Origin of the sequence: Calothrix sp. 336/3 (genome assembly GCF_000734895.2) — a bacterium.
Classification (GTDB): Bacteria; Cyanobacteriota; Cyanobacteriia; order Cyanobacteriales; family Nostocaceae; genus 336-3.
The window spans coordinates 4,888,455-4,902,364 of sequence record NZ_CP011382.1 but is presented as its reverse complement, the minus strand read 5'-3'; the positions used below and the strand labels follow the sequence as shown (position 1 = coordinate 4,902,364).

The 13,910-nt window shown below is 42.2% G+C and carries 7 protein-coding genes; 3 read left to right on the top strand and 4 right to left on the bottom strand.

Going from position 1 to position 13,910, the window contains the following annotated elements; all coding sequences use genetic code 11:
- Window positions 1–553: 553 nt before the first annotated feature.
- Window positions 554–772, top strand: a complete 219-nt coding sequence (locus IJ00_RS20350) for a DUF4327 family protein (RefSeq protein ID WP_035156097.1) — start codon at window positions 554–556, stop codon at window positions 770–772.
- Between the two features lie 59 nt (window positions 773–831).
- Here the strand turns inward: IJ00_RS20350 and IJ00_RS20345 are convergent, their stop codons facing one another.
- Both IJ00_RS20345 and IJ00_RS20340 read right to left on the bottom strand, forming a co-directional pair.
- Entirely contained in the window at window positions 832–2,046 is a 1,215-nt protein-coding gene (locus IJ00_RS20345; RefSeq protein ID WP_035156094.1) for a protein kinase, read from the bottom strand.
- A gap of 397 nt (window positions 2,047–2,443) precedes the next feature.
- On the bottom strand, window positions 2,444–4,372 hold the full coding sequence (locus IJ00_RS20340) for a serine/threonine phosphatase (protein WP_035156092.1): 1,929 nt from the start codon (window positions 4,370–4,372) through the stop codon (window positions 2,444–2,446).
- A gap of 527 nt (window positions 4,373–4,899) precedes the next feature.
- On the opposite strand from IJ00_RS20340, the gene IJ00_RS27215 reads away from it, so the two are divergent.
- Window positions 4,900–6,828: an ATP-binding protein gene (locus IJ00_RS27215; RefSeq protein ID WP_052754502.1), complete on the top strand. Its 1,929-nt coding sequence runs from the start codon at window positions 4,900–4,902 to the stop codon at window positions 6,826–6,828.
- Between the two features lie 235 nt (window positions 6,829–7,063).
- Here the strand turns inward: IJ00_RS27215 and IJ00_RS20330 are convergent, their stop codons facing one another.
- Entirely contained in the window at window positions 7,064–9,214 is a 2,151-nt protein-coding gene (locus IJ00_RS20330) for a polyribonucleotide nucleotidyltransferase (RefSeq protein ID WP_035156090.1), read from the bottom strand.
- Window positions 9,215–9,461: 247 nt separating this feature from the next.
- On the bottom strand, window positions 9,462–10,007 hold the full coding sequence (locus tag IJ00_RS20325; protein ID WP_035156089.1) for a GNAT family N-acetyltransferase: 546 nt from the start codon (window positions 10,005–10,007) through the stop codon (window positions 9,462–9,464).
- Window positions 10,008–10,499: 492 nt separating this feature from the next.
- On the opposite strand from IJ00_RS20325, the gene IJ00_RS20320 reads away from it, so the two are divergent.
- On the top strand, window positions 10,500–13,685 hold the full coding sequence (locus IJ00_RS20320) for a DEAD/DEAH box helicase (protein ID WP_035156087.1): 3,186 nt from the start codon (window positions 10,500–10,502) through the stop codon (window positions 13,683–13,685).
- Window positions 13,686–13,910: the final 225 nt, after the last annotated feature.

The window sequence follows — 13,910 nt, the reverse complement described above, 5'->3', positions numbered from 1 at the left end:
TGCTGATTCATGGTCAGTACCTGGCAATTTATGTCACACTGACTTTTGCTATGAGTCTATAAGTTCCAGAAAATAGAGTACTTTTTCAAATCAGCCATACAAGGGGAAATTCTACTTAATTTTGCCTCAGCAGAATTATTAGTGACTGGGTTTGAGTGATTATTTCACAATATACTCACCATTAACTGCTTACACCAAGACAGATAGGAATACTTCTTGGGACTGGGGTAGAAATTTGAGATTTACTCATTTCTGCTGCCTAATTTTTCCCTTGCCATTTTCTAGGAATGTGCAATTATTGCAGTCGATAGCGTACTGGATATATTTGCATTTCTTGGTATTTGTATTTGGTAATCAAAATCATCTCTAATGGTGGTGATTCCCGTACAAAATCGAATTTACAAGTCACTAAGTAAGTTCTTTTGTGGTATATTTAAGGAGTTAAGACTCGCTTTGCCAAAGTACATAACTCTACGTATAGGCAAAAATTTCCCAAGGGAAAGCAGTTTTGATCAAGCATTTACTAAACAAAATCAGAAATTAAATTGAGGTTATGACTCAGCAAGTACTTCACCCAATGGTGAAATTGCAACGTAATGTGCAATCGCTTGTAGAATCGCAGATTATTAAGCCTACCGATAGCATTTGGAAGATTGCACTGTTATTTGGTAACGACTGGCAGCACTGGAAACAGGAACTGTTAGACTTCGGCTTTAGTATGCAAGATCCCGTCAGCGACTTGTTAGATGTAGAAGCTTGGGATGAAGAATAGCAAAGCATCAGGGAGCCGAGAAAAGTTTTAACTAGCTTTTTACTCTCTGTTGCTTTTGACTAGCTTTCGCACGCTGCTAAGGCTAGCGCTAGTTCTTCGGCTGTTTGATAGCGTTCATAGGGTACAGGCTCTGTGACTTTTTCGATGACTGCCTTGAGTTTTGGTGAAATGACCGAAACGTTTGCCACATCAAAGCGAAAGGTACGTCCTTTTTGGCGATAAAACTTAAACGGGTTTTCGCCCGTCAGCAAAAAGATTAATGTTGGTCCGATCGCGTATAAATCAGATTGGGTTAAGGGTTGTCCCCGTTCTTGTTCCGGGGCACAATACCCTTCTGCGCCAATTCGAGTACCTGGGGGAGTACCAATTTCCTTGACTGCCCCAAAGTCCAACACTACAACCTGATTATCTGCGTGGCGTACCATCAGGTTAGCAGGCTTAATGTCACGGTGAATCAAGGGTGGCTTCTGACTATGCAGGTAATCTAGAATATTGCAAGTTTGAATCATCCAGGCGATCGCTTGAGGTTGAGACACAGGATTTTTCAGAACAACTAACTTTTCTAAATCCTGTCCATGGACTAATTCCATCGCCAGATATTTTTTTCCACCCTCCACAAAAAAATCATAATACTTAGGAATGCCAGGACAATTGAGAGATTTGAGAGTGTTTGCCTCTCGCTCAAATAACTCCCTAGCCTTGGCAATCTTCGCCATATCTGTATTCATTTGCTTGAGGACAAATAATTGGGGATATCCAGAAATTTTCCCTAAATCATCCCAAGCTAAATAGGTAGTACCCATTCCCCCCTGTCCGAGAATGCGTAGTACTTGATAACCACGAATAGTATAGATAACGTTTATAGGTTGACCACAATGAATGCAAAATAGATTCTCAGGGGAGTTACCTTCATGGGTACAACTTTGTGCAAGGGTTGGTGCAGATGGATTATTGGCAGCATAGGTAATCTGAAACTGCAAAATTGGACCACCGCGAGCTAGTTGCAACAGAGAATTATCGGGAATTAACCCTTGAACTATCAATACACCGTTTAAAAAAGTACCATTTGTGCCCCGACTAATTGCCTGCCAAGAACCACCATGGTGAGCAGGGTTCACTTGTCTAATCTCTAGATGATTACGAGAGACTAGGGTATCCGTTAAAACAATATCATTATCGGCGGAACGACCAATCCGAATCACCGACTCCGTCTCAAAACTCCATTGTTTGAGAGGTGTTTTTTTCTGTGGTTCTAGCAGGGTGAGAGTAATCACAATCTCAGATAGAAAGAAATTATATGATGTCAGCTTGAGTATTTATCATCTTGACAAAGATTGCCAATGGCTAAATGCTGATAGCTTAATTACACAATAGTCCTATAAAGGATAGATAATTATATAGATATCGCTTAAATCTTATAGGATTTTGGCTCTGCAATGGTCGGCATTGCTGAAGGATAGGTAGAACACCTGCTGTTAGCTCCCTTGCTAATACGCGAGATTGATTTGTAGAGACGCAAGTTTTGCATCTCTGGGTTTTATCAGAATCAGGGAAAATCCTTGATTTAGAGTTAATATCCCTAAATTACCAGTAGCATCTTAACCGAGAGATAGAAAATGAGGCAATTGGTAAAAATAATACCTCACTTTTGTTGGCTCTCTTACTTACCTTTTAGGCTTCGGTGATGTTTTTGCTATCCATATTTGGACGCACCTTTGCCCGGATAAGTACAACAGTGATGTTGTCATGACCATTGTAATCGTTTGCCAGATCAATTAAGTCTCTAGCACCAGTTTCCAGATTAGTACCAGAACTGAGTAAGGGTAGTAAATGGGAATGCCAATTACTCTCCAGTAAATCATTATCTGATAGACCATCAGAAGCCAGAATAAATAAAGAATCCTCAGCTATTTCCAGGAATTGGATATCTGGAAAGATAAAATTATCATCTCTGGGACCAATAGCTTGAGTTAACTGGTAAGCATCGGGACGAGAATAGGCAGCTTCTGGGGGTATGCCGCGAGCAATTTCTCGTTGCCCCACCTCATGATCTACAGTTAGTTGTTCTAATCCTTGTTTCCGAGTCAGACAATAAAGACGGCTATCACCTACGTGTGCCACAGCTGCCTGGGTATTCTGAATTAACAGCATAACAAGGGTAGTGCCCATACGTCCTACCCCTGAACGGGATTCCTGTTGATTGAGGTTATAGATAGCTTGGTTGGCTTGGTAAATACCTGCACTAATAATCTCTTTGGAGGGTAGTTCATCCCCTTGCCAGTGATTTTGGAAGTACTCGCGCAGGGTATTCACAGCTAGGTTACTAGCCACTTCACCGCCAGCGTGTCCCCCCATACCATCACAGAGGATATATAGTCCTTTTCCTTGGAAAGAACGAAAACTTGGCGATTCAATTTTATGAATTTGCGAATCTGTACCAAAAAAGTCTTCGTTATGGTGACGTTGTTTGCCCACATCGGTGATACCAGCATTTTCTAAGCTGGCTAACTGCATGGGTAAGACAATGGTGGGAAATTCGTCTTTGGCATTTTCTGTACCCATAGATTCAGGAGGAAGTGTAGGTTGGAGACTAGCAGCAGGAACCTTGGGCGGTAAGATGTCAGTAACATCATCACGATCGCGATTATTCATGATGGGATTTACAGGCTCCGGTGGAGTTTGCATTTCTGTGGCGATCGCCTGCAATCGTAATTGTAGCTGCTCTATAGTCTCAATTTTCCCACCTTCTAATTCTCCTAATAATTGCAAAATTGCTCCAAATTGGGTACGCTGAGATTCTCGAAATAACCTCTGCCAAACACGTCCTAAAGCTTGAATTGTCAAAGATTCTGACTCTGGCTCTCGATACAAAAACTGTAAAGCCACAGCCTGATCTTCATCTAAACGCAAATTTTCCAACTCTAGTAAACTCTGGCGACAAGCAAAAGGCTCCAGTATCGCCCACAGTAAAGTCATCTGGTAAAAGCAACTTATCATCTGCAAAGAGCTTGTGGAATCTGTCTGCCACAAGTCCGACAAAGATAGCCATTGGGAACGCTCTTCCAGAATTACTGTCTGAACACTGTCTTGCTGCCAAGCATCATGAATAATTGGGATTCCCTTACTTGTATATTTTTGTAACAGAATATAGGGTTTCGCCAAGTCTGGAATTTCCCCTGCCACCACAGAAGATGGAGAATCATCTTGTTGACTTTCCAGCATCACCTTCAAAGGAGGCACTTGATAGGGTTGACAGTCCATCACCCGTAAATTGATTTGAGTTGTGGGGCTAATTTCTGTGAATGGCGGCAAGGTATCAATAATTTGGTAACGCTGCTGTGCATCAAGATAAGCACTATTCAGCCAAGAAAAAGATGTTTCAGGTGTTGCTAACTCCTGCATATCTTCAGTATGTTCTTTCTTAACTATCGCCCGCCAAATTGAGCCGCATTCTGCCCCGCAATTATGACAAATCTTTGCGTCTAAATCGACATGGGTATTACAGGCAGAACAAACTTTTTGGCTCAAGGGTGCGCCACAGTTTTGACAAAACTTGTGAATATCCGGGTTCTCAAAATTGCACTGAGGGCAAATCAGCATTGTGGAATTTCCTATAATCCTGCTCCAAGGTGCTTCTAGCCACTACGATTCTAAAGTGCCACAATTAGCTGCATTTGCCTACAGTGGACTCAAAAAAGATTATAGTCTGTCTTGAAAATAGAAGTTGTAGAAGTTGCAAGAGTTATAGAAAGAGCAGGGTGACAACTACGCAAATTATCGCTTTTTTTATACTAAGTGAATACCCTAGGGAATCAGAAACAGAATTAAGAACCCCAAAAATCAGGAATAAATTACTATTATTTTTTCTTCTGAGGAATTATTTTCTGAAAATCAAGGGTTAACACAGTATAATTACGTATTTAATATGTGTGCAAAAATCTAAATCCGCAAAATTCCACTGACAAAATCGAGGCAATCAGGGCATAATAGAAAGCTAATCTGAGTCATGCTCCCATTAGGACAATTTTAAATCAGACAAAAATATCAGAAATTAGCGATTTATTGAAATTAGAGAACTCAAAATTACTTAATTCTCGCGTGTTATCTACATATAGTATCTGATTACAATGACAATATTCAGTATTTATCATTCCTGGCAACAGCAAACTAATCGCTTCAAAAGCATAAAAGCTTGGTATAAAAAGCATCAAGATATTCTACATGTATGGGTAGCGATCGCCTTACTGATATTTATTGGGTATCTTTGCTACGAACCAGCAAATCTCAGTGTTAATATCAACATTTTCGCCTATTTCCTACTAGCCCTAGCTGTAACATTGCTAAGTTTTTCCCTACGCAACGTCACACAGTTCAAGCTTCAGCAAACTCAACATCGCCTAAAATCTCAAAATCAGGTGCTGCTCACCCTGGCAAGAAACACCACCATCGTTGAGGGAAATCTCAATCTAGCTTTAGAAAAAATTACGGAAACTGCTGCCCATACCCTAAAAGTTGAGCGCGTCAGTATTTGGCTCTATGACGAAGAATGCACCAAGATTAGATGCTTAAATCTATTTGAAAAAAGTCCTAAGCGCCATTCTCAAGGAGTCGAAATTTTTGCCAGTGACTTTCCTGCATATTTCCAAGCTTTAAAAACAGAACGGACAATTGCTGCGGATGATGCTTACACCGATCCACGTACTAGTGAATTTGGCATAGCTTATTTGCCAGCAGTTGGTGTCACCTCCATGCTAGATGCACCAATTTGGCTACGGGGAGAAATGATTGGTGTGGTTTGCCATGAATACACCGATGGAATCCGTCACTGGAACCTGGAAGAGCAAAATTTTGGCGGTTGTATTGCGGATTTAGTCACCCTCGCAATGGAAGCACATCAACGACAACAAGCTCAACAGGAACTCTCCAGAGCCAAAGAGGAGCTAGAAATTAGGGTTCAACAACGTACCCAAGCTTTAGATGAAATCAATCAAAGATTATTATTAGAAATTCAAGAACGCTCTGCGGCTCAAAAAACTCAGGAATATCTCTACATTCAAGCTCAAACGGCACTCGAAATCGCAGAAGCACGCAGTCAAGAATTACAACAAGCTTTGCATCAATTGCAGCAAACCCAAGCTCAACTGGTACAAAGTGAAAAAATGTCATCCCTGGGGCAGTTAGTTGCAGGGATTGCCCACGAAATTAATAATCCGATTAATTTTATCTCTGGCAACCTCGACCATGCGGAAAATTATATTCAGGATTTAGTAGAAATATTGCGTCTCTATGAAGAATCTTATTCCCAACCATCGGAAGTAATTATCGCGCGATCGCAAGATATTGACTTAGATTTCATCATTGATGACTTACCTCAGTTACTCTCATCGATGAAAGCCGGAGCGCAGCGTATTCGTGATATAGTTTTGTCTCTGCGCAACTTTTCCCGTCTTGATGAGGCAGAAATGAAAACTGTTTGTCTCCATGAAGGGATTGATAGTACCTTACTCATTCTGCAACATCGTCTGAAAACAGGGGACTGTGATGATGGGGTTGATATTTCTAATTTTGGCAATAAATCCCAGATGTTCGCTTCCAAAGATTGCCCAGCCATTAAAATTATCAAAGAATATAGCCAGTTGCCCCCTGTTGAATGCTATCCGGGGAAACTCAACCAGGTATTCATGAATATTATTAGTAATGCCATTGATGCATTCCATCTAGCAAAGGAAGATGAAATAAATTTCCAACCAGAAATTCGTATTCGTACGGAATTTATTCCACCCAGTCATGTGCGTATTCGGATTAGTGATAATGCTGGTGGGATGAATGAAGAGGTAAAAGCTAAAATATTTAATCCATTTTTTACAACTAAACCTGTTGGTGATGGTACTGGTTTAGGTTTGTCTATTAGCTATCAAATTATTGTGGAAAATCATCAAGGAAATTTGACTTGTAGCTCACAATTGGGCAAGGGTAGTGAATTTTCCTTAGAAATACCGATAAATCAAACCTGGGAAAAAGTTGAAAATCAACAACCCACAGAGAAATATATTTGAATATCTACTTCATATTCAGATTTTAGGGAATTTATACATATTGGCTGGTTTGTGGCAAACGGGAGATACAGTCACAAAGACTGTCTCCCAGCACAGTGAGTCACAACTCGCAACTTGGATTCATCTTCTTTCACAATACACTTCATCAAGTACGCTTCCATAGACAACGAATCGTTTCTTGAAAACTACCTGAATCGAATCAATCCTTCAGTGTCATCTCGTGAAAGAAAGGCTATTACTTCGTTGCAGCTTCTCTGGCGGCGGCAGCTTGATCAGGATGGATACCTAAACGAGTTAGGTTAATTCTTCCCTTGTTGTCAATCTCCCGGACTTTGACAATCACTTCATCGCCCACAGAAACTTCATCCTCAACCTTGCCGACACGATAATCAGCCAGTTGGGAAATGTGAATCATCCCCTCTTTACCGGGCAAGAATTCCACAAATGCACCAATCGGTATAATTCGCGTCACACGACCTACGTAAACATCACCTTCATTCAGTTTGCGAGTCATGCCTTGGATGATATTTTTGGCTTTCTTCGCCTTGTTCTCATCGACGGCGGAGATAGTCACAGTACCGTCATCTTCAATGTCGATTTTGGCACCAGTTTCTTCGGTAATGCCTTTGATAGTTTTACCACCAGGTCCGATGACTAAACCAATCATGTCTGAGTCAATTTTGATACTCAGGAGTCGTGGCGCATAGGGAGACATTTCCGTACGCGGTTCATCGATCGCCTGGAGCATTTTCTCCAGAATATGTAGCCGTGCTTCTTTTGCCTGATGAATTGCCTGGGCAATGACATCTAGGGATAACCCGGAAATTTTCATATCCATTTGCAAGGCAGTGATACCGCTATCAGTACCCGCTACCTTAAAGTCCATATCACCCAAGAAATCTTCGATACCTTGAATATCGGTTAAAACACGGATTTCTTCGCCTTCTTTAATTAGACCCATTGCTGCTCCGCTCACGGGTTTAGCAATTGGTACACCTGCATCCATGAGGGCAAGGGTAGAACCACAAACGGAACCCATGGAGGTAGAACCATTAGAAGATAAAACTTCCGATACAACGCGAATTACGTAGGGAAATTTATCCTTTGGTGGTAGTACGGGTAACATTGCCCGTTCCGCAAGGGCACCGTGACCAATTTCCCGTCGTCCTGGGGCGCGTAGGGGTTTAGTTTCACCGACGGAGAAGGGAGGGAAGTTGTAATGATGCAGATAACGTTTTCCCTGATCGGCTTGCAGATCGTCGGGCAGGTTTTGGGCATCACCGGGGGTTCCTAAGGTACAGATGGACAGTACTTGAGTCAATCCACGATTGAACAGACCACTACCATGGACACGTTGAGGCAAGAGACTGACTTGGCAGGAAACGGGACGGACTTGATCCAGTTTGCGACCATCTACGCGCACATTATCTTCAACAATTTGGCGACGCATCAGTTTCTTGGTAATGTCCTTGAAGGTGTTACCGAGGGCTTTAGCGTTAGCGGTGGCAGCAACTCGGATGGCGTCATCTTCTGGCAGGTCGGCGATCGCTGTGGCAATTGTATCTTTAACTACGTCGAGGGCGCTGTCCCGTGCGGTTTTATCCAGGTCAAACTGTGCCAGAATTTGTTTGATTTCGGAAGTGGCGCGATCGCGGATAAAGTTTTCCAGAGTCAAATCCACCTCTGGTGGTTCTTCTTTGACAAGTTCTATCCCTAATTCCGCAACTAAATCTAGCTGTGCTTGAATTAAATCCTGGACAGCTTCATAGCCAAATTCAATTGCCTCGATGATATCCCTTTCTGGCAGTTGGTTGGCTCCAGCTTCCACCATGATTACCCCATCAGGGGAACCAGCAACCACCAAGTCCAAATCTCCCGCTTCAATTTCGGCATAGGTGGGGTTGATAATGAAATCATCTCCCACTAGTCCCACACGTACCGCCGCCATCGGACCATTAAAAGGAATTTTTGCTAGTAAAGTCGCAATGGAAGCCCCTGTAACAGCTAACACATCGGGGGGTACTTGCTCATCCATGGACATAGTTAGGGCAATCACTTGCAGATCGTCCCGTAACCATGATGGGAATAACGGACGCAATGGACGGTCAATTAAACGACTTGTCAGGGTTGCCTTCTCTGGCGGACGACCTTCCCGTCGTAGTATTCCTCCTGGGATTCTCCCCGCAGCATATAGCCTTTCTTCATAATCTACAGTCAAGGGGAGAAAATCTATGCCTTCTCTGGCTTGCGATCGCGTAGCTGTGACTAAAACTGCTGTATCCCCAGATTGTATCAACACCGATCCACCAGCCTGGGGAGCTAATAGACCAACCTTCAGTCGAATATCCCGTCCGTCAAAGGATATTGACTTTTCAAATTCTCCCATTCAGTTATTTTTCCTTCTACTTTCGCTATTCTCTCTCTGTGGCAATCCTAACATTTATGCACTGTTGCTGGCTTCAGTTCTCTAGAAAAAGTACACAGAAGTATCAGGAATGACACAGAGGACAGGGTAAGGAGTCAGGAGTAGTGAGTAGTAAGCTGGTGGTTTATCGCATAAGTTGTGATGGTTACAAAATGTGTACTGGAAGCGTCTGGCTCCCTGATTTTCGGACGCGGGTGAGTCTATCCCCTTAATTGAGTTTTTTGTATAGCATCACCGCATCGGTACTTTCTCCTTCAAACAGTTTGACAGCGTTGGGAATACAGCCAATTTCTTCAAATCCCAATGATTGCCATAAACGCAGAGAGGGGGTATTTGTCGCAAACACCAAATTAAACATGACTGCCTCATAACCCAGACTGCTGGCAATTTCTAGCATTGCTTCTCCCATAAATCGTCCAATACCTTGCCCACGGCATCGAGGTTGTACAATAAAACCAGCATTTCCAATATGGCTACATCGACCTGGAAAATTGGGCTTGAGGAAGAATCCTCCTAGAACTTCCTGGGCTTGATATTCCGGCAAATCATCCATATTTCTGACCACAAAAGCTTTTCCACTTAACCAATAATTACTAAACTCGCGGGGTGAGAGTGGCTGGCTTTGGGGATAGGTTTTGCCATCAATTATGATCAAATTTAATAGCCTTCTAACAACTTCCTCCTCTTGTGCTTGCATAGAGTCTAGTTCTACTTTCATGCCATTTTTTAAAATTTTATGAATAGGTAATTGCATTTTTAGTCTGGGTGATCAGGATATTATTTGATAAATTGGCTAACTTCATCATTTTTCATCATAAATATTACTTTTTATATTAAAATGTAAATTAATATCATGTTTCTCAAAAAAATTTGGGGATATGAATCGGCTCAATGGTGAGGACAGCCGAGGGATAATGGTGAAATTCGTGGGCAACTTGATTATGGGTAGTTGCTTACCGATGTCACAGTTGACAGATATCTTGATGACGAATAGTTGATATAGTGTTTTCCACTCTGGCAAGCTATCAAAGCACCCCTTACCAGCCCTTACAGATAGGCAGGAAAATGTCCAATAGGGTGGTTGAGGTTGTACTTTACTTGCTGTGCAAACGCTATAACTAAATTTATCAATCACATCATTAGCAATTAGTTAGATTAGTTTTGATGTCATGAATTTCATCATTATATAAAAACGGAAAATAGGTTGAATTTTTATCAAAATCGTCAGAATTATTTGAGATAGGAAATGGCAATTTTACACGGTAGTTGGTTATTGCAAAACCCCTGGGATGATGTCGCACAAGAAGTCAGGGGCGAGGGTTTATTCATTTGGGGAGAGACTTGGCGATCGCTGCAAAATTATCAACCAGAAGACACCGGGAAAATCCTGCCCCATCCCTTGGCAATGACGGCAGTAGAGTTGCAAACATGGTTAAAAACACGACAGGTAAAACTTGCAGAAATACCTAGTTGTGAGCAGACGATAGGCTTCCAGCCCGCCCAAGGGGCGATCGCCATTCCTTCTCAGTTGGAAAATGATGTCACCTTCCTACCCCAACATTCTGCTAGGTTAAATCGAGAAACCCAGGAATATTTACAACCTTGGCAGGTAAGCGGTTTTTATCTCAATTCCCAGGAGGCGATCGCCTTTCTGACATCCCTACCCCTGAATACTCAAAATCTCGAAAATTCCGAAACCAGTTTTCTGGGGGGAGATTTAAATTTTTGGTTACAAATTGCTCGCTGGAGTTTAGATTTAATTTCTCGGTGTAAATTTTTGCCCATTCTGGAGCGAGAAAATGATGCTTCTCTAGTACCAAAATGGCAAGCACTGATTGATAGTGCTGTGGATAGTACTCGCTTAGAAAAGTTTTCTCGGATTATGCCCCTAGCTTGTCGAATGTATCAAGGTAGTGGGAATATCAACAGCCCATCGATTCATTTACCCCCGGAACCCCAGGAATTGATTTTGGCATTTCTCAATAGTACGATGGATGCTCAAATTAGAACCATGGTAGGTTCCCAAGCATTATTAGAACCTAGGGTAATGTCATCCTTACCCAGCACCATTAGACAATGGTTACAGTCGTTGGGAACCACAGCGATAGTACCAGGAAACCCTGGAGAAACGGAAAGACTAGCTGCTTCCCTGAAAGCTTGGATGATGCCACTACAATACCAGTTGGCAGGGAAAAACCAGTTTCGCACCTGTTTTGTCTTACGTTCTCCCGAATCCGATACATCGGAAAACTGGACTTTAGCATACTATCTCCAAGCCGCAGATGACGAAGATTTTCTTGTTGATGCAGCGACGATTTGGCAACATCCCCTGGAAAAATTTACCTACCAACAACGCACAATTCTCCAACCCCAGGAAACATTCCTCAGAGGTTTAGGTTTAGCTTCCCGTCTTTACCCGATTATTGCTCCGAGTTTAGAAACCCAATATCCCCAATCTTGCCAACTTACACCTTTACAGGCTTACGAATTTATCAAAGCTGCCAAATGGCGTTTAGAAGATAACGGTTTAGGGGTGATTTTACCACCCAGTTTAGCTAACCGTGAAGGCTGGGCAAACCGTCTGGGATTGAAAGTAACAGCTCAAACAGCCAAGAAAAAAGATGTTCGTTTGGGTTTACAAAGCTTATTAAATTTTAAATGGGAGTTGGCGATCGGTGGGCAAACCTTGTCGAAAGCGCAATTCGATAAACTGGTAGCCTTAAATAGTCCCCTAGTAGAAATTAATGGGGAATGGGTGGAGTTACGTCCCCAGGATATCAAAACTGCCCAAGGGTTTTTTGCTTCCCGCAAAGAGCAAATGTCCCTTTCCCTAGAAGATGCTCTGCGTTTGAGTACGGGAGACACCCAAACCATCGAGAAGTTACCAGTAGTTAGCTTTGAAGCATCGGGAGCATTAGAGGAATTAATCTCTACCCTGACAAATAATCAGGCGATCGCCCCCTTACCCACACCTGCCAACTTTCAAGGACAATTACGACCATACCAAGAACGGGGTGCAGCTTGGTTAGCTTTCTTAGAACGCTGGGGTTTAGGTGCGTGTCTTGCAGACGACATGGGACTTGGTAAATCTGCTGAATTTATTGCTTTTCTACTGCACCTCAAAGAGCAAGAATCCCTAGAAAATCCCACCCTTTTAGTTGCCCCCACCTCCGTACTCGGTAACTGGGAACGGGAGGTAAGAAAATTTGCTCCCACCCTGAAAGTTTTGCAATATCACGGTGATAAACGCCCCAAGGGTAAAACCTTTACCGAGACAGTCAAAAAATATGATTTAGTCATCACCAGTTATTCCCTAATTCATCGGGATTTAAAGACTTTACAAACCGTGAATTGGCAAGGAATTGTATTAGATGAAGCGCAAAATGTCAAAAATGCCGAAGCCAAACAATCCCAAGCAGTACGACAACTAGAAGCCAGTTTTCGCATTGCCCTGACTGGCACACCCGTAGAAAATAGATTACAGGAATTGTGGTCAATTTTAGATTTTCTCAACCCTGGTTATTTAGGAAACAAACAATTCTTTCAACGTCGCTTTGCCATGCCCATAGAGAAGTATGGCGATGTTTCTTCCCTCAGTCAACTGCGTTCCTTGGTACAACCTTTTATTTTACGTCGCCTGAAAACTGACCGCAGTATTATTCAAGATTTACCAGAAAAACAGGAAATGACTGTATTTTGTGGTTTGAGTCCCCAACAGGCAGAATTATATCAACAAGTAGTAGAAAATTCCTTGCAAGAAATTGACTCAGCCGATGGCTTACAACGACGAGGCATGATTCTGGCATTATTAATCAAATTAAAGCAAATTTGTAACCATCCTTCACAATTTCTCAAGCAGTCCAATCTTCAAGAACCGAGATTATCCGGTAAATTATGGCGCTTACAAGAAATGTTAGAAGAGGTATTAGCAGAGAAAGATAATGCTTTAATTTTTACCCAGTTTGCTGAGTGGGGAAAACTCCTCAAACCCTATTTAGAAAAACATTTACAACGGGAAATATTCTTCCTCTATGGTAGCACTAGCAAAAAGCAAAGAGAGGAAATGATTGACCGTTTTCAAAATGACCCCCAGGGACCACCAATTATGATTTTGTCTCTGAAAGCCGGAGGTGTGGGATTAAATTTGACTAGGGCAAATCATGTTTTTCACTTTGATAGATGGTGGAATCCCGCAGTGGAGAACCAAGCTACAGATAGGGTTTTTAGAATTGGGCAAACTCGCAATGTTCAAGTCCATAAATTTGTCTGCACGGGAACTTTAGAAGAGAAGATTCACGACATGATTGAGAGTAAAAAACAATTAGCAGAACAAGTTGTTGGAGGGGGGGAAGAGTGGTTAACGGAATTAGATACTGAGCAATTAAGGAATTTATTATTATTAGATAGAAGTGCCTTGATTTCAGACGAGTAGACCCATATTTATCACAAAACGGTAGGGGGGGTTCATGAACACATCCTACCTTTGATTAAACCTGGCTACTTGGGAGAGCCTGGGAATGACATTTCGGAGGCTCCGCCTCCTGAATCGAGGCAGAGCCTCGCGCCACACACACCAAGGCAGAGCCTTGGTACGAGAGTGACAAAAAAGTGTATGAATAAAAATCGTGAATTTATATCAAAGTCAACAGCCTAGCCC

Coding starts and splice junctions, on each gene's coding strand:
- IJ00_RS20325 (WP_035156089.1), bottom strand. CDS start 10,007: ATGCAATTACCTATTCATAAAATTTTAAAAAATGGCATGAAAGTAGAA.
- IJ00_RS27215 (WP_052754502.1), top strand. CDS start 4,900: ATGACAATATTCAGTATTTATCATTCCTGGCAACAGCAAACTAATCGC.
- IJ00_RS20320 (WP_035156087.1), top strand. CDS start 10,500: ATGGCAATTTTACACGGTAGTTGGTTATTGCAAAACCCCTGGGATGAT.
- IJ00_RS20330 (WP_035156090.1), bottom strand. CDS start 9,214: ATGGGAGAATTTGAAAAGTCAATATCCTTTGACGGACGGGATATTCGA.
- IJ00_RS20350 (WP_035156097.1), top strand. CDS start 554: ATGACTCAGCAAGTACTTCACCCAATGGTGAAATTGCAACGTAATGTG.
- IJ00_RS20340 (WP_035156092.1), bottom strand. CDS start 4,372: ATGCTGATTTGCCCTCAGTGCAATTTTGAGAACCCGGATATTCACAAG.